Here is a 15,510-nt window from a genome sequence, read left to right as displayed (position 1 = left end):
GACCAGCATTCTGCTGCCCGAACCGTGGGTTCGCAAACTCGACGTAGGGTCTCGGGTTTGCGAAAATACGAGGTAGAAGACGAGTTGGGGGAAGCTTGACGCACGCGCGACTTGACCACATCGATGAAAACTCCTCGCACGGCATCGTCCGCGCACCGGATCTCGCCCGGGTGACGATCCTCGCCAAGCACACCCAGGTGGACATGGCGATCCCGGTGGACGTGCCGGTCGCGCTGGTGATTCCGAGCGTCGTCGACATGGTCGCACAGCACAGCCGTACCAACGACTTCGACAACGAGGGCGAGCGCTTCGAGCCCGCCGAGTGGGTGCTGGCCCGGATCGGTCACCCGCCGTTCTCCAACTCGCTCAGCCTCGGCGAGCACGGTGTCCGCGACGGCGAGCTGCTCATGCTGGAGAGCGCCTCGCACACCGCACCCACGCCGCTGTTCGACGACATCATGTACAACGTCGCGATCGCCGATACCGATCATTACCGCAGCTGGACCCCCAAGGTCGCGCGGATCACCGGCTCGGTGCTCGCCGCCCTCACCATGCTCGTCGGCTGCCTCGGGCTGCTGCTCGCGCCCGGCTCGCTGCCCTACTGGGTCAGCGGTTCGGTCGCGCTGGCCGTGACGATCCTGCTGGTGGTCGCGGCCATGGTGCTCAGCCGGATGTATGGAGACACCTCCACCGCGCTGGTCCTCGGTGGATGCGCACTACCGACTGCCTTTACCGCGGGCATGCTCTACGTGCCCGATCATTACGGCTGGCCACACATTCTGCTCGGCTCTGTATTACTAGGCGCCACTGCGGTTCTGGCGTGGCGGGTCAGCGGCGTCGGCCTCGCGCTCTTCATCGGCGCGACCACGCTTGCCGTCTATGCCGTGCCTGCCGCCCTGGTCGGGCTGCTCACCGCACAGCCCGAGCGCGCGATCGGCGCCGGCGCCGCGGCACTCGGCCTCGCCGGTCTCGCCCTCGCACCGCGAATCTCCATGCTGCTGGCCAAACTGCCGCTGCCGCCGGTCCCCTCCCCCGGCACCCCGATCGACCCGACCGAGGACGACCCCGACGACCACCGCGCACTGCCCACCATGGAGGCCCTGCGGGTGAAGTCGGAACGGGCCCGCATGTACCTGGCCGGCCTGGTCGCCGCCACCACCGCGGTCACCGCCGTCGGCGCGCTCGCCGCCACCGACCCGATGGCCGACGACCCGTACTGGCAGGGCATCGCCCTCGCCATCGTGTGCGCCGTCGTCCTCATGTTCCGCAGCCGCACCTACGCGGGCGCCGAACAAGCCGTCGTCCTCATCGCCGGCGGCGCGGGCATCGTGCTGATCATGTTGGTGGGCGCCAGTTTCGAGATGGACCAGCCACTCGCTGTGTTCGGCACCGCCATGGTGATCCTCATCGCCGCCCTCATCCTCGGCATCATCATCCCCAACCAATCGGCCACCCCACCCATGCGCCGCGGCGTGGAACTCCTCGAATACGCCTTCGTAGCCGCCGTCCTCCCCCTGGTCTTCTGGGTGGCCAGCCTCTACTCCCTCGTCCGCGGGCTGTGAACCGGTACCTGCGCACCGGCGCGGCAGCGGCGGTCGTCGCACTCAGCATGTCGTTCGGGTTGGGCGCGAGTCAGGGTGTGGCACACGCGGATCGGCCGCCGCCGGTCGACCCGTCCTTGCTACCGGCGGGCGACCCGGCCCGGCCGCCGGACAAGACCGAACATCCGGCCAACTCTCCCTGCTACTCCACTCAACAGGGTGGCGATGGCCCGACAGTTCCGGCACCGCAGATGGCACTGAATCTGAAGCGCGCCCAGGAATTCTCCAAAGGAGAGGGCCAGCTCATCGCCGTAATCGACACGGGAGTCGTCCGTCATCCACGCCTGCCCGACGTGGAGGCGGGCGGTGATTATGTGGCAGACCCTGGCGACGGTGTCAGCGAGGACTGCGACGCGCACGGCACGATCGTGGCGGGCATCATCGCCGCGAAACAGGTAGACGGGCAAGGGTTTTACGGTGTCGCGCCCGAGGCTCGCATCTTATCGATCCGCCAAACCAGCGCCTTGTACGACACCCCTGGCCGGCAGGACAAGAGACCCGAAGACCCAGCCAAGGGATACGGCAAAATCGACGCGCTTGCGTCCGCTATCCGTCGCGCTGCCGACCGGCGCGCTTCAGTCATCAACATCTCGTTGGTCTCCTGCTTGTCAGCGAGCGAACAGCTCGGCGACGGAGCAGTAGGCGCCGCCGTGCGCTACGCAACGCTCGAGATGAACGCCGTCGTGGTGGTGGCCGCGGGCAACACCGACGACAAGTGCAAACCCAGCAATCCCAACCTTGTCGACCCGTTGCATCCCGATCGCGACCCGTGGAAGAACGTGACAACCAACGTCACGCCCGCGCGTTTCGATGACTATGTCCTTGCGGTCGGATCGATCGACGAGAACGGCGCACCCTCGAAATTCACGGTTCCGGGACCTTGGGTCGGCATTGCCGCACCCGGCGAGAATATTGTCTCGCTCGATCCGCGTGGTACCGGCACCATTACCGGAAAATACGAAAACCAAGGGCTAATTCCGAATGCGGGCACCAGTTTTGCCGCACCCTACGTATCCGGCGTAGCTGCACTGGTTCGTGCTCGCTTCCCTGAACTCAGCGCGCTCGACGTAATCAAACGCATCGAGGCCACAGCCCACGCCCCTGGCGGAGGCTGGAACCCCTATGTCGGTTACGGCGCAATCGATCCGGTCGCGGCGCTCACCGCCGAAGTCACGGAACCACTCCCACCGAAACGCTCCGCCGCACCCGTACAAGTGCAGCTCGCGGTACCCGCATCAACCCCGCCGCCAGACCATCGAGCCCGCAACATCGCCCTGATCGGCAGCAGCACCGTCGCCATCTTGCTGATCCTCGGCATGCTCGCGTCTTTCCCGATCCGCCGCAGATTCGGCATCTCCGGCGACGACATGTAGGCCGGCGAAAGTATCAGTAAGTTGTCTTCGGCTCCAGTATCCACCCGTCGGCCGTCGACTTGCAGGACCAGTACTTGGCATTTTCGCCGCCTTGCACGTGGCGATAGCCGTCGCAGTCCTCACGACTCGCAAAGGGCCCACCGCTGGTCCAATCCGCTTGCGCCGCCCCTGCGCCCAGAGCGCCGAGTGCGCTCAATGCGCCTAGGACCATCGAAATGGATGCGGCAGCTTTCAATGCGTTCTTCATCATTCCCCTTCATTACACGCGAGAGAGGTCTCTCTGGTCTTCCAGCTGAGTTCTCCGCAGCAGGCCACCTGAGGCAGCCATAGCCGCACTGTCCCCCACCCGAAACTTGTTCTGACACTTGGTATGACGCAGCAAGAGCACGATCGGTTCCCTCGGTTCGGGGACTACTTCGATCCGCCCGGCTCGGCGACTCGTGCGGGCTGCCGGAAAATCCTTTGAGCTGCAGGTAGCGTCTGCACCGCAAACTGCGGTACACAGGGTGCCGGATCCGAATCGACGCAGGTAGTTCCCCATGAAGCAGCAAGAACAAGCAGTCAGCGGCACGTCCGCGACGCAGGGACCTAGCCGCCGCGAGGCGTGGGAGCGGGCGACCGGAGTGCCGATGGTGGTGCTCGCGGTGCTGTTTCTCGGCGTCTATGCGTGGTTCGTGCTCGATACCGGCGCCTCGCCACAGTTGGATGCCTGGCTCGAACGAGTCGACGTGGTGATCTGGGTTCTGTTCGCGGGCGACTTTCTGATGCGGTTCGGTTTGTCCACTCGCCGCTGGCAATTTCTGCGCACGCACCCGGTGGAACTGTTGATCGTGCTGGTTCCGCCGTTTCGGCCGCTGCGGCCGCTGCGGCTGGTGCGGGCGGCAGTGCTGGTGCTCGGCACGCTGAACCGGCACACGTTGACGCACCGCACTCGGCTCTCGGTGTTCGTCGGCAGCAGTTCGGTGTTGATCCTGTTCCTGTGCAGCCTGGCCTTTTTCGACGCCGAGTACGGCGTGGAAGGCAGCAAGGTGCTGAACTTCGGTGACGCGCTGTGGTGGTCGGCGGTGTCGGTCACCACCGTCGGCTACGGCGACGTCTACCCGGTCACCGTCGAGGGCAGACTGATCTCCCTGGTGTTGATGACCTTCGGCATCGGCATCATCTCATTCGCCATCGGCACCACGACCAGCTGGGTGATCGATCAGTTGAAAACGGTCGAGGAGTCGGCCGACCGCACCGACCGGGAGATCAATGTGCTGGTCGAGGAGATTCGCGCGTTGCGCGCCGAGGTGGCGGCGCTACACGAGACCAACAATGCCGAAAGCTCGAATTCTGTTGGCGCGGACGGTCGTTAGCCGCTTACTTCGAGGCGATCGGCTGCTTGGCCGGGCTCGGATCAGGGGCGATGCCGTCGTGCGCGACCATCGCTTCCTCGCGGCCCATGGTCGGTCCGCCGGCGAGCAGGCCGACGATCGGCCATGGTGCGGGTTCCGGCGTCACGCCACCGTCGATGTCCATCCCGAGTGCTTTCGCCGCATCCTTGTTCTTGATGCCATACCGAACGCCCGTGTCGGAGACGTAGAACAGGCTGTCCTTGCGCCGACTGTCGACTTCGATGCCGGTGGTCTGGACGAAGGCGCCTGAGCCCGGTTTGAAATACACCGAGTCGACGTTGTCACCGTTGCCGTCGGCCTGCGCGAGGGGGACCAGCTTGGCGCTCTTCGGCATCGGCAGGTCGGTGGCGTCGATGACGGCCAATTCGGCACGCACAGCGACATCGGCGTTGCCCGCGGCTCCGGCAATCGGCTTCCACGACAAGCAGCTCACCGGACGCGAGTTTGTCTGGATGATCGCGGGTGCGACATCCGGATAGGTATCCACTTTCAACGTCCGCGAGGGCTGCGCGCGAGCCGCCTCGAAGTCACCGATGGCCGTGCCGTGGTCCGAGCTCGGCTGCGAGCTGCGGATGATGGCGGCGGTCAGCGGGCTGATCGGCTGCAAACCGTCGCGCAGGATGACGGCGTTCTGATCGGCCTTGCCGGCAATCTGGACTACCGTGCCGATCTTCAAATTATTGATGGGGTAGCTGGGCGTCCCACCCGGATCATCGATCTTCGGTGGCACGATCTGATTCACCTCGGGGATCGAGTTCAGCAGCCCTTCGCTGATCGGCCGCGGAATCGCGCCGCGAACTTTCAGCGGAACAGTGACCGACGGGTCGTTCATGTCGACCCGAGCGCGCGTGTTGTTCCACACCAGATACGTCGCGTTCTTGCCCTTCACCAACAGACCTTGATCCCGGCCCATGGCCGACGCCTTGTCGTTGAGCTCGAGGTCGCCGATCAGCACCGAGGTGGTGCGGTCGTCGCTGCCGTCGGTCTTCAACGAATCGCAGACGGTCCAGCTCCGCCCCTTGCCTGCTTTGTCGAAGATCAACGAACTGGGCGCACCCGGAATACCGATCAGCTGGCCGCGCGGCTTCTTACCGAGCTCGGAATCTTTGACGATCGTCGGCTTGGACGAGTCGTCGGCGGCCAAGCGAGCCGAAGCGAGGTTGAGGGTCGGGTAAACGACGTCGTCGATCTGCACATAGACGCCGCCGGATTCCTTCGCGATCAGAATCTTCTTGTCCCCGATTTTGTCTTGCGGACGCAGCAGCGCCAAGACACCACAACCAGCCAACACAACGATCGCCAAAACCAGCCCGGCCGCGTACGCCCGCGACTGCGAGCGCATCGGGTCGTGCAGCATTCGCACGTCCCGGCGGACCAGGGCGTGCTCCATCCGGCGGACCAGAAAGCGGTAGCCGCTGACCTGCCACCGAGTGGTGGGTTTTGAAGGCATTATTCCTCCCCCGAACAGTGCTCACGTTCGCGCAACACAGTACAGTTCCCGAGGACTCTTGTTCAGCTCGGCCACTCCTAATCGGCCGACACCGGGTACTTGGGGGACGACGATGGCGGAACCTGCCGGGGCGGGACCACGGCCGCTCCTTGGCCGAATCTCGCTGCAGAATCTGTTGATTGCGCAGGTCATCGGCTTTATCGCGGGGGTAGTGGCGTTGATCGCCGGGCTGCAGCCGCTGATCGCGCTCGGGGTGGGCATCGTCGTCGCGCTGATTCCGCTGATCCCGATCGCCAAGCGCACGGTGCTGGACTGGATCGCGACCTGGTGGCGCTACGTCACCAAACGTGAGTACACGATCGGCCAGACCGTCGACTTCCGCGGCACCGACGGGCGTTCGCTCGGGCTGTACTGGGAGGGCAGCCGGGTTGTCACGGTGGTCGAGGTGCTCGCGCCTCCCGGCGGGCTGACTCGGATCGCCCGCAACACCGTGCACGCCTCGCACCTGCTTCCGCTGCCGGAATTGGCGAAATGCCTCAACCAGCACGACATCCTGCTCAGCGGCATCGATATCGTCAGCCACGGGCACCGCAGCAGGTCGGGCACGCCCGCGGGCAAGATCTACGAATCGCTGCTCGGTCCGCTGCCCGCCACCGCGCATCGCACGGTGTGGTTGGCGATCAGCTTCGACGCGGTCGCCTGTCCGGAGGCGGCGGCCCGACGTGGCGGCGGTGCGGAGGGCGCGTCTCGCGCGGTGACCATCGCGACCCAGCGCATCATGCGCGCATTGGAAGACGCCGACTGCAACGCCCGCATCCTGACCGCGCCGGAAATCCGCAAGGCGGTCCTGCAGATCACCAGCGGATTCGACCCGCGCACCCTCGAACATCGTTGGCGCTATGCCGAAATCGGCAACAGCGTGAACATCGGCATGGCCGTCGACCCGAAGCGGCTCGGCTCGGACCTGCTCGCGCAGCTGTGGGTTGCCCCGTCGCGTGGCACCACGGTCGCGGTCCGGCTGCGGCCGGGTAGTTCGGCCGAGTCGGTGAGCATCGGCGCCGCATGGCGGCTGACCGCGCGGGAACTGCCGGAGCGCAGCAAGCTCTCCGGCATGGTGTCGATGAACGGACGGCACCGCGACGGACTGCTCGCGCACCTGCCGCTCGCCGTGCCCGGCGTGGACGCCACCGTCCCGATGAGCGAATACCCGATCGACGTGATCGACGCCCTGCACCTGCCGTCCTCGGGCTGCGGTCAGCTGATCGGCTCCGACGATGAGGGCAATGGCGTCGCGGTCCGCATCGTCGGCGCGGGCATCTCCACGGTCTACGTGGCCGGAGAGCTTTATCTCGCACAGCAATTGGTGTTCCGCGCCCTCGCGGTCGGCGAACGCATCCTCATCCGCACGGACCGCGCGCACGCCTGGGAAAACCTCGTCACCACCATCGGCAACCCGGAGCGACTCACCCTCGCCGTCGAAACCCACCAGTCCGACGCAGGTTTCACCGCCACCGTCGTCGACGGCGTCCTCGCCCCCGCCCCACACGCCGGCGTCACCACGATCTACGTCACCGGCGACCCGATGGGCTGGCCGGCCACCCGCCCCGACCTGTCCATCCACCAGCCCCAAGCGATCGGCAACCACGTCATCCTGCGCACCGGCACCGCCCAGGTCGACCTCACCCTCGTCTCCATCCCCCGCGAAGCCACCTACATCGGCCACCCCCGCGGCCGCCGCGGCGCCCCGGTGCCCAGCGCGGGCTGACACCGCGCACATCCTGTTGCGCCGCGCACGAATTCGCCAGCGATTTCGTGCGCGTCCGCACAACCTGTGCGCTGCGGACCGATAGGCACTCCGTTGCCCGGCCGCCCACAGCGACCTTCGGCGAGTCGCGCACGGGTGCGGCCACGCGGCGCACGTTTCATTGTGGCGCTAACCAAATCGCCGGCAATTACATGCGCGTCCGCGCAACCTGTGCGCAGCAACCACAGTAGTGCGCGGGCCGCAGATCGGTGCGCTGCGCGTGGCAACGCCACTCAAGGGGTGGGCCAGGTGCGCCGCGCATGTTTTGGCGAGGTGCGCACGAAGTGGCCAGCGATTTCGTGCGCGACAAGGTGATTCGTGCGCAGACGGGTGGATGGTGCGCGGGGGTGCGGATCAGCCGGGGTACGGGTCGGTTGTTCGGGCGGTGCGCAGGGTTCTTGCCCACCAAGCCAACTGGCGGAGCATGCGGGCCGAGGCGTCGATGGCGGCACCGTCGTGGGTTTCGCCGGACGCGTCGAATTGCTTCTTCGCTTGGTGGAAGCTGACGGTTTCGCGGATCGAGACCATGTGGATCTCGGCTACCACCTGACGCAGTTGTTCAACTGCGCGGAGGCCGCCGGAGAGTCCGCCGTAGGAGACGAAGCCGATGGGCTTGGCGCGCCATTCTTGTTTGGCAGTGTCGAAGGCAGTCTTCAGGGACGCCGGGTAGCCGTGGTTGTACTCGGAGGTGATGGCGACGAAGGCGTCGGCGGCGGCCAGGCGGGTGCGATAGGCGGTGGCCTCGGGGGTGTCGGTGAGGTCGGTCGGCAGGTGGGTGTCTGCCAGATCTATGACGCCCGTATCGAACTCGGCGTGCGCGCCTACTGTGCGCAGGAACCAGTCGGCGACCACCGGAGCGAACCGCTCCGGACGTACGCTGGCCACGATTACCTCGAGTCGCAACGGAGTGTCCACCGCGTGAGCGTAACGGGCGCGGCCGGGCGGAGGCCGTCAATAGACTGCCCGTGGCACACGCCGATGCGGCGAAAGGAAGACGAAATGATCTTGGTAACCGGTGCGACCGGAACCATCGGCGGCGAACTGGTGGCAGCACTGAGCGAGTCCGGCGCCCAGGTGCGCGCGCTGGTGCGCGATCCCGCGACCGCCACGCTGCCCGCCGGCGTCGAGGCGGTGAAAGGCGATCTGAACCGCCCGGAGACCATGGCCGACGCCTTGGACGGCGTGCGCGCGCTGTTCCTGCTGCCGGGCTACGACAACCGGGCCGACCTGCTCGACCGCGCGAAAAAGGCCGGGGTGCAACGGGTTGCGCTGCTGTCGAGCGCCGCGGCGGCATTGCAGGACCTGGACAACGCGGTCTCCCGCTACATGACCCTGTCCGAACAGGCGGTGCGCGAATCCGAGCTGGCGTGGACGTTCCTGCGCCCGCGCTCGTTCATGTCGAACGCGCTGCGCTGGCTCCCCCAGCTCGCGGTCGGCGACGTGGTGCGGGTGCAGTTCCCCGACGTCCGGGTCGGCGCGATCGATCCCGCCGACATCGCCGCGGTCGCCGCCCGGGCCCTCACCGACGCGGATCTGGACGGCCGGATCCTGGAATTGACCGGCCCGCAAGCGCTGCTGCCTGCCGACCAAATCGCCTTGCTCGCAGCGGTTCTGGATCGGCAACTCGTCGCACACGGACTCACCACCGAAGAGACCAGGGCCGAGCTGGCGGCCACCATGCCGCAGCATTACGTCGACGCCTTCCTGAGCTTCTTCGCCGACGGCACCTTGGACGAAGAGACGCTGTACCCAACCGTGCGAGAAGTCACCGGACGCGCACCGCGCACCTTCGAGCAGTGGGCGCGCGCACACACCGCCGACTTCGTGCGCTGACCGCGCAAGCGGACCCCTCGCGCGGTCCGCGCGGCCGAATCAGGCACGATATGGCCTGGCTATCGGCCTGACCGTGGCATAGTGTTCGACTCGGGAGGGGGATTTGTGATACTCGGGCGCTGGCTGCTCATCGAAACGCTCGGACACGTCGATACGTGGTCGCTGCTCGCCGTCGGCACGGCACCGCGCGAGTGGAAGTCGTTCCAGCGCGCGGTATCCACGCGACTACAGCCCCTCGTCGCCACCGCCTACACCACCGGTTCGAGCATCGACCAGCAGCTGCCACAGTCCCGGCACAACTGGTCGGGCCAGCGCATCCTGGTGGTGCCGCTGCACGGACCGGACAACCGGGTACACGCCGTCCGCCTGTGGGTCGGCACCGGCGAGCCACCGCCACCGGTCGGCGTGGCCGCGTTCGGCGTCGACGCGCGCGCCCGGCGGATCGAGGCGCTCCCACACGACCTCGGCCCGCATTTCGAGCCGGACCACATCGTGTGGATCGGCGCGGAATCCTTCGAACTCATCGAACGATTCGACGGTGCACTGGATCTCGTCGCCACCCTGGCCAGGTCGGAGCCCGGCGACCGCTGGCTCGACACAGCGACCGTGCGTGGGCGCACCGGACCGCGCACGCTGCTGCTCGCCGCCCGCAATCCCGACGAGAACCGTTACCGCTGGCTCGGTTTGGCCGTCGACGTCACCGACAGTGTTGCACCGCAGCGGAAATCCTTCGAAGCGGCAACCCTGGACCTGCTGCGCGGCGCACAACCGAACCTCTACCTCGCGATAGTCGATCTCGCCCAGGTGCGCCTGGTCCGCTGGGTCACCGAACCCGTCCCCGGACTGCGCTGGGGCCGCGGCACCGACGAGCGCACGGTGCCCCACCCGGCCGACCGGCATCGAATAGTTCGCGCCCGCAATGACATCCGATCCGGCGCCGAGCGGGTGACGATCCCCGGGGTGCGCATGGCCACCGACACCGGCGACTGGCTCGTCGCCGACCTGGCCGCGTCCCCGCTCCCCAGCGGTACCACCGGCACGCCGACACCCGAATTCGCCTTGGTCCAGCTGGACATCGTCGACTGGCCGCACAGCTGACCGGTCAGCCGGCCGCCGCCCGCACCGGAGCCGCGAACTCGGCCAGCCCGACCCGCGGCGCCACCATCGCGGTGAAACCCAGTGTCCGCCTGGCCCGTTCGGGATCGGCGACGAAATGGCGCACGTCACCGAGCCGGTACTGCCCGGTGACGATCGGCGCCGGACCACCGCACGCCTTGGCCATGATCGAGGCGACCTCCCACAGCGTGATCGGCCGCCCCGACGCGATATTCAGCGGAACGAACCCGGGCAGCGCCTGCTCGACCGCCGCCAGCACCGCCATGGCGGCATCGCGCACATGCACGAAATCCCTTACCTGCCCGCCGTCTTCGAACACGTGCGGCGCCCGGCCCTCGTCCAGCGCGGCCCGCACCTGACCCACCATTCCGGCCCGCGCGCCCTCGCCGTAGACCTGGTGCAGCCGCAGCGCCGTCACCGCGCCGCCGACGTTCAATCCCCAAGCGAAGGCGTAGTTTTCCTGCGCCACCTTGCTCGCGGCATAGCTGTCGCGCGGGCGCAGCGGCGCGTCCTCGCTCACCGGTTCCCAGGTCAGCAGGTCACCGGTGCGGGGCGCGCGATGATCGAACATGCCCCGATCCAGATCCGCGCGCCTGCGCAGTCCCGGGAAGAACGGCCCGCCGCGCGCGCTTCGATACCGCCCCTCGCCGTACACGGTGATCGAGGACGCCAGCACCAGCCGGCGCACCTTGGCCCGCTCCATGGCGCCGAGCAGCGCCGCGGTGCCGAGATCGTTGTGCGTGGCGAAGTCGGCCGGGCCGGTGCCCGCGGTGACCGCGGCCAGATGACAGACCACGTCGACGCCCGCGAGCAGCGGCGCCAGCGCGTCGGCGTCGCGCACGTCCACCCGCGCGACGCCGTCTGGCGGATCCGCGTCCGGCCCGTGCACCGCGGCGAGCATCAGGTCGATGGCGACTACCTCATGCCCGGCCGACGACACGGCCTTGCGCACGTGTGTTCCGAGGAAACCGGCCGCGCCGGTGATCAGCACTCTCATTCACCGCACCCTTGTTCGGCACCCCCGCCTGGGTCAGGGTAGCTCGAACGGCAGCGACACCCCGGTATGAACGCGGCACCGATCGCAGGTGTCGGTCTCGGTGACTGCGGCCACCGAGCGCCGGATCAGGTCCTTGAACGGCACCAGGTTGCGCTTGAACTCGGCGAACACGTCCACCGCGTGCACGCCGCTGCCCTCTTCCAGGCCCGCGTCCAGGTCGGTCACCAAAGCGACTGCGGCGTAGCACATCTCGAGTTCCCGGGCGAGCACGGCCTCGGGGTGGCCGGTCATGTTCACCAGGTCCCAGCCCTGCCCGGCGAACCAGCGGCTCTCGGCCCGGGTGGAGAATCGGGGGCCCTGCACGACGACCATCGTGCCCGCGCCCTTCATCGGCAGCACGTCGTCGGCGGACTTGATCGTCGCGGTGCGCAGGTCGTCGCAGTACGGGTCGGCGAACGAGACGTGCACGCCACCGCCGTCGAAATAGGTCTGCGGACGACCGGAAGTGCGGTCCACCAGCTGATCCGGCACGGCGACCGTGCCGGGACCCCAGTCCGCGCGCAGGCTGCCCACCGCGCACGGCGCGAAGATCCGGCGCACGCCGAGCGAACGCAGCGCCCACATGTTGGCCTGGTACGGCAGGGTGTGCGGGGCGAATTCGTGATTCTTGCCGTGCCGCGGCAGGAACGCGACCGGGCGGCCCTGCACCTCGCCGACCGCGATCGGCGCGCTCGGCGCGCCGTAGGGGGTTTCTACCTCGACGTGGGTCGCCTCGTTGTCGAAGAAATCGTAGAAGCCGCTGCCGCCGATGACGGCGAGCGCGGGCTTGGCATGCGAACTCATGCACCGATTCTCTCGTCTCGACGCGACGGCCGCTCGAGGGGGACCGAAACTCCAGACGACCGGCAGCTCGAGCCTTATGAGCGCCCGCCTGACAAGCGAGCCGGATAACTGTACCCTAGGGGGGTATTAATCCGGTTCGCCCGCAGACCGGCAGCCAGCGAGGAGACGCCGTGACCACCACCCCCCAGGACCACACCGCGCACGATCACGCCGCGCACGGCTACATCACCGCGAAGGACGACTACCTCAAGCGGCTGCGGCGCATCGAGGGTCAGGCGCGCGGACTGCAGCGGATGGTCGAGGAGGAGAAGTACTGCATCGACATCCTCACCCAGGTCTCCGCGATGACCAAGGCGCTGCAGGCGGTGGCGATGGGGCTGCTCGAAGACCACATCAGTCACTGCGTGGTCGACGCCGCGGTGGCGGGCGGGCCCGAGGCCGAGGCGAAGATCAAAGAGGCGACCGACGCGATCGCCCGGCTGGTTCGCTCCTGACCGAGCGGTCAGCCGTGCCAGCGGCGATAGACCTCGGCGGCGCCGGGGTGCAGCGGGACGGGCGCGGTGCCGATGAGCGAGCGGCCGTCCAGGAACTGGGTGCCCGCGGCTTCGGTCGGCACCAGCGAATCGGCTTGATAGACCAGTAGCTCGACGATCGACGCGGCGACGTCGTCGGGCAGGGACGCGGCGGCGAGCAGGAAGTTCGCCACTCCGATGGTGTGCACGGCGACGCCGCCGGGATAGGCGTCGGCGGGGATCTCCACCCGGTCGTACACCGGTCCGAACCGCTCACGCATCGGTGCGGCCAGTTCGCCCATGTCCACCAGCCGCATCCGCTTGGGGATCTCGAGCACGCTCGTCGGGACGCCGCCGGCCCACAGCAGCGCGTCCGCCTGCCCGGATGCCAACTCCGCCACCGCCTCGCGCAGCGGGCGATGCGAAACCTGCACGTCCACTTCGGGATCCAGGCCGGCGACCCGCAGGATCCGGTCGCCGGTCGAGGCGGCCCCCGATCCTTCCGCGCCCAGGCTCACCCGTGCGCCACGCAGCTCCGCGACGCTCCCGATCGAGCTGTCCGAGCGCACCACCAGCTGCAAGTAGTTCTCGTACACCCGGCCGAGCGCCACCTGATCCGTCGTGTCGCGCACCGAATCCGACAGTGCCAGAGCGGCATCCACCCGTCCGTGCGCCAGCAAGGTCAGGTTCTCCTGTGAACCCGAGGTGATCACCCGCTCGATCCGCACGTCACCCGATCGGGCCGCCGCAGCGGCGAGCAATCCGGCGAACGCGTAATAGAACCCGCCGATTTCGCCCGACGCCAGCCGCACGACCGGCCCGCCGCCACTCGGCCCGCACCCGACAATGCCCGCCGCAGCGGCCATTCCGCTCAGCGCCAGAAAGCCCCGCCGACCTATCAGCACCATGACACCTCGAATCGGCGTCTGCTGCCGAATGCCGCTCGCAACAACAGGTTTCGCTCTGTCACACGTCCCCGGCCAACGGCTATCCAGGCGTGGCCATCCCACGCTCCGTCGTTGTCCGCCCGCCGTCCATAGCGCGGCTGCACGGCCGCCGCACGCCACACAGCACCACTGCCGCACCCTCGGCGACCAGCCGCCGCGCGGCGGCCGCGCCGATGCCGGTGGGACGAATTGCCGCGCTTCGTCATACGGCCTCCGCCGCAGGTAACCGGATGTGCACGGCGAGGCCGTGCGGGGCGATCAATGCGACGGCGAGAGTGCCGCCGCGGGCTTGTGCGAGGGCGGCGGCGATGGGGAGACCGAGGCCGGAGCCGCCGCTGACGGCTGTCGAGCCGCGGAAGAAGCGGGTGGTGAGCCGATCGAGTTCGTCGGTGGGCACACCGGTGCCGTTGTCCTGGACGGTCAGGGTGACCCAGCCCGGTTCGGCGGCGACGGTGAGTACGGTGCGGGTGCCGGTTCCTGCGTAGCGGGACGAATTGCTCAGCGGCACATCGAGAATCTGCGCCAGCACGTCCGCGGGGACGGCGACGTCTGCGTGTTCGATGGACGGACTGACGTGCAGTTCCTGCCCCGCCGCCTCGAAGGCCGAGTGCCACGCGTCGAAGCGATCGGCGACCACTTGCACTGCGTCGCAATGATCATCGGCCTCGCCGAACTCGGCCAGGTCGAAAGCATCCGGCGTTTCGGCGGAGGCGAGCGCGAGCAGACCGTCGAGCAGTGCGGTCAGCCGTTCGACCTCCGCGCTGGCGCTGCGAAAGGTGCCGGCCGCGTTGCCGGGTATCGCATGCTCCAGCGAGTCAAGCCGAATCATCAGGGCGGCCAACGGGTTTCGCATGGCGTGGGCGGTATCGGCGACCAGCTGCCGTTGCGCGTCAACCGAATCCGCGACCGCCAGCGCCATGGCGTCGAAAGATTCCGCGACAGCACGCATTTCCGGCGGACCACCGTGATGACTGGCGATGGACAAGGGATGTTTCGCGGCAATCGTCTCAGCCCGCGGCTTCGGCACGGTCGCGGCGAGATCGGCGACCGAGTGCGACAGCGCCGCCAACGGTCGCAGCACCCAGCGACTCAACGTCAGTGCGAGCAAAGTGAACAGCGCCATCGCGATCGCACCGCCGAGCACGATCAACGCCCAGGTCCGCGCGATGTCGGCGCGCGCCCGCGCGGTCGACGCCTCGATCACCACCGCGCCGCTGACCTGCACTCCGGTGCCGACCGGACGCGCGACGAGCATGGTCGGCGCGCCCCACGGCGTCAGCTGGTCCACCGCGTGCGGGCGCTGATTACGCCGGGCCGCCGCCACCGCGGCACCGATTCCCGGGTCATCGAGGTTCGCGCCGCCGTTGGCGGTCGTCGCGCCCTTGGCATCGACTACCAGCACGTTCTCGCCATACAGCTCGTGATAGCGACCCACCTCATCCGACAACGCACGACTGTCACCCCCGGTCGATGCGGCGGCGGCCAGCGTGGCGAACCGGTCGGCGTCGCCGGACCGGGCGAGCACCAACTGCTGGGTCCGGCTTGTCGCCACCGTCAGCGACAGCGGGACGGCGAACGCCAGCACCGCGATCGCGGCGAACACGGTCAGCGCGATGAGTAGCCGGCGCCGCATACCCTGT

General features: G+C 67.9%; 14 protein-coding genes. 7 read left to right on the top strand and 7 right to left on the bottom strand.

Features of this window, described 5'->3' with window-relative positions; translation table 11 throughout:
- Positions 1-95 precede the first annotated feature (95 nt).
- Together eccD and mycP are read left to right on the top strand one after the other, a co-directional pair.
- Entirely contained in the window at positions 96-1,562 is a 1,467-nt protein-coding gene (eccD, locus tag F3087_RS23425) for a type VII secretion integral membrane protein EccD (protein WP_150404183.1), read from the top strand.
- Positions 1,559-2,974: a type VII secretion-associated serine protease mycosin gene (gene mycP, locus F3087_RS23420; protein WP_317983932.1), complete on the top strand. Its 1,416-nt coding sequence runs from the start codon at positions 1,559-1,561 to the stop codon at positions 2,972-2,974. The genes eccD and mycP overlap by 4 nt, the downstream gene beginning before the upstream one ends.
- 13 nt (positions 2,975-2,987) lie before the next feature.
- Here mycP and F3087_RS46040 read toward each other — a convergent pair whose 3' ends face one another.
- A complete protein-coding gene (locus tag F3087_RS46040; RefSeq protein ID WP_191094105.1) occupies positions 2,988-3,224 on the bottom strand; it encodes a hypothetical protein in 237 nt (78 codons plus the stop codon).
- Positions 3,225-3,513: 289 nt separating this feature from the next.
- On the opposite strand from F3087_RS46040, the gene F3087_RS23415 reads away from it, so the two are divergent.
- Positions 3,514-4,329: a potassium channel family protein gene (locus F3087_RS23415; RefSeq protein WP_150404182.1), complete on the top strand. Its 816-nt coding sequence runs from the start codon at positions 3,514-3,516 to the stop codon at positions 4,327-4,329.
- Between the two features lie 4 nt (positions 4,330-4,333).
- Here the strand turns inward: F3087_RS23415 and eccB are convergent, their stop codons facing one another.
- Complete coding sequence (gene eccB, locus F3087_RS23410; protein ID WP_150404181.1) at positions 4,334-5,818, bottom strand: type VII secretion protein EccB; 1,485 nt, start codon at positions 5,816-5,818, stop codon at positions 4,334-4,336.
- Positions 5,819-5,930: 112 nt separating this feature from the next.
- Between eccB and eccE the strand changes: the two genes are divergently transcribed.
- Entirely contained in the window at positions 5,931-7,583 is a 1,653-nt protein-coding gene (eccE, locus tag F3087_RS23405) for a type VII secretion protein EccE (protein ID WP_150404180.1), read from the top strand.
- Between the two features lie 393 nt (positions 7,584-7,976).
- Here the strand turns inward: eccE and F3087_RS23400 are convergent, their stop codons facing one another.
- Positions 7,977-8,537 (bottom strand): NADPH-dependent FMN reductase, encoded by a 561-nt coding sequence (locus tag F3087_RS23400; protein WP_150404179.1) that lies wholly within the window; start codon positions 8,535-8,537, stop codon positions 7,977-7,979.
- An 84-nt stretch (positions 8,538-8,621) separates the two neighbouring features.
- Here F3087_RS23400 and F3087_RS23395 point away from each other — a divergent pair, with 84 nt between their 5' ends.
- Positions 8,622-9,455: an NAD(P)H-binding protein gene (locus F3087_RS23395; RefSeq protein WP_150404178.1), complete on the top strand. Its 834-nt coding sequence runs from the start codon at positions 8,622-8,624 to the stop codon at positions 9,453-9,455.
- A gap of 105 nt (positions 9,456-9,560) precedes the next feature.
- Positions 9,561-10,553, top strand: coding sequence for a GAF domain-containing protein (locus F3087_RS23390; RefSeq protein WP_150404177.1), 993 nt, complete (start codon positions 9,561-9,563; stop codon positions 10,551-10,553).
- Positions 10,554-10,557: 4 nt separating this feature from the next.
- On the opposite strand, the gene F3087_RS23385 is transcribed toward F3087_RS23390, so the two are convergent.
- Complete coding sequence (locus F3087_RS23385; protein WP_150404176.1) at positions 10,558-11,568, bottom strand: NAD-dependent epimerase/dehydratase family protein; 1,011 nt, start codon at positions 11,566-11,568, stop codon at positions 10,558-10,560.
- A 33-nt stretch (positions 11,569-11,601) separates the two neighbouring features.
- The gene (locus F3087_RS23380) at positions 11,602-12,411 is read right to left on the bottom strand and encodes an S-methyl-5'-thioadenosine phosphorylase (RefSeq protein ID WP_150404175.1); all 810 of its coding nucleotides are present in this window, start codon (positions 12,409-12,411) and stop codon (positions 11,602-11,604) included.
- Positions 12,412-12,581: 170 nt separating this feature from the next.
- Here F3087_RS23380 and F3087_RS23375 point away from each other — a divergent pair, with 170 nt between their 5' ends.
- Complete coding sequence (locus F3087_RS23375) at positions 12,582-12,905, top strand: metal-sensitive transcriptional regulator (RefSeq protein ID WP_150404174.1); 324 nt, start codon at positions 12,582-12,584, stop codon at positions 12,903-12,905.
- An 8-nt stretch (positions 12,906-12,913) separates the two neighbouring features.
- Here F3087_RS23375 and F3087_RS23370 read toward each other — a convergent pair whose 3' ends face one another.
- Entirely contained in the window at positions 12,914-13,831 is a 918-nt protein-coding gene (locus tag F3087_RS23370) for a TAXI family TRAP transporter solute-binding subunit (RefSeq protein WP_150404173.1), read from the bottom strand.
- 241 nt (positions 13,832-14,072) lie between these two features.
- On the bottom strand, positions 14,073-15,503 hold the full coding sequence (locus F3087_RS23365) for a sensor histidine kinase (protein ID WP_150404172.1): 1,431 nt from the start codon (positions 15,501-15,503) through the stop codon (positions 14,073-14,075).
- Between the last annotated feature and the right edge of the window lie 7 nt (positions 15,504-15,510).

It is taken from the genome of Nocardia colli, assembly GCF_008704205.1.
In the GTDB taxonomy this organism is placed as follows: domain Bacteria; phylum Actinomycetota; class Actinomycetes; order Mycobacteriales; family Mycobacteriaceae; genus Nocardia; species Nocardia colli.
Note: the sequence above shows the minus strand (reverse complement) of the source record. Positions and strands in the feature narration are given on the sequence as shown.

What these genes read in the sequence shown, in the direction of transcription:
- F3087_RS46040 (WP_191094105.1), bottom strand. Translation starts at nt 3,224, where the DNA reads ATGATGAAGAACGCATTGAAAGCTGCCGCATCCATTTCGATGGTCCTA.
- F3087_RS23415 (WP_150404182.1), top strand. Translation starts at nt 3,514, where the DNA reads ATGAAGCAGCAAGAACAAGCAGTCAGCGGCACGTCCGCGACGCAGGGA.
- eccB (WP_150404181.1), bottom strand. Translation starts at nt 5,818, where the DNA reads ATGCCTTCAAAACCCACCACTCGGTGGCAGGTCAGCGGCTACCGCTTT.
- eccE (WP_150404180.1), top strand. Translation starts at nt 5,931, where the DNA reads ATGGCGGAACCTGCCGGGGCGGGACCACGGCCGCTCCTTGGCCGAATC.
- F3087_RS23395 (WP_150404178.1), top strand. Translation starts at nt 8,622, where the DNA reads ATGATCTTGGTAACCGGTGCGACCGGAACCATCGGCGGCGAACTGGTG.
- F3087_RS23385 (WP_150404176.1), bottom strand. Translation starts at nt 11,568, where the DNA reads ATGAGAGTGCTGATCACCGGCGCGGCCGGTTTCCTCGGAACACACGTG.
- F3087_RS23380 (WP_150404175.1), bottom strand. Translation starts at nt 12,411, where the DNA reads ATGAGTTCGCATGCCAAGCCCGCGCTCGCCGTCATCGGCGGCAGCGGC.
- F3087_RS23370 (WP_150404173.1), bottom strand. Translation starts at nt 13,831, where the DNA reads ATGGTGCTGATAGGTCGGCGGGGCTTTCTGGCGCTGAGCGGAATGGCC.
- F3087_RS23365 (WP_150404172.1), bottom strand. Translation starts at nt 15,503, where the DNA reads ATGCGGCGCCGGCTACTCATCGCGCTGACCGTGTTCGCCGCGATCGCG.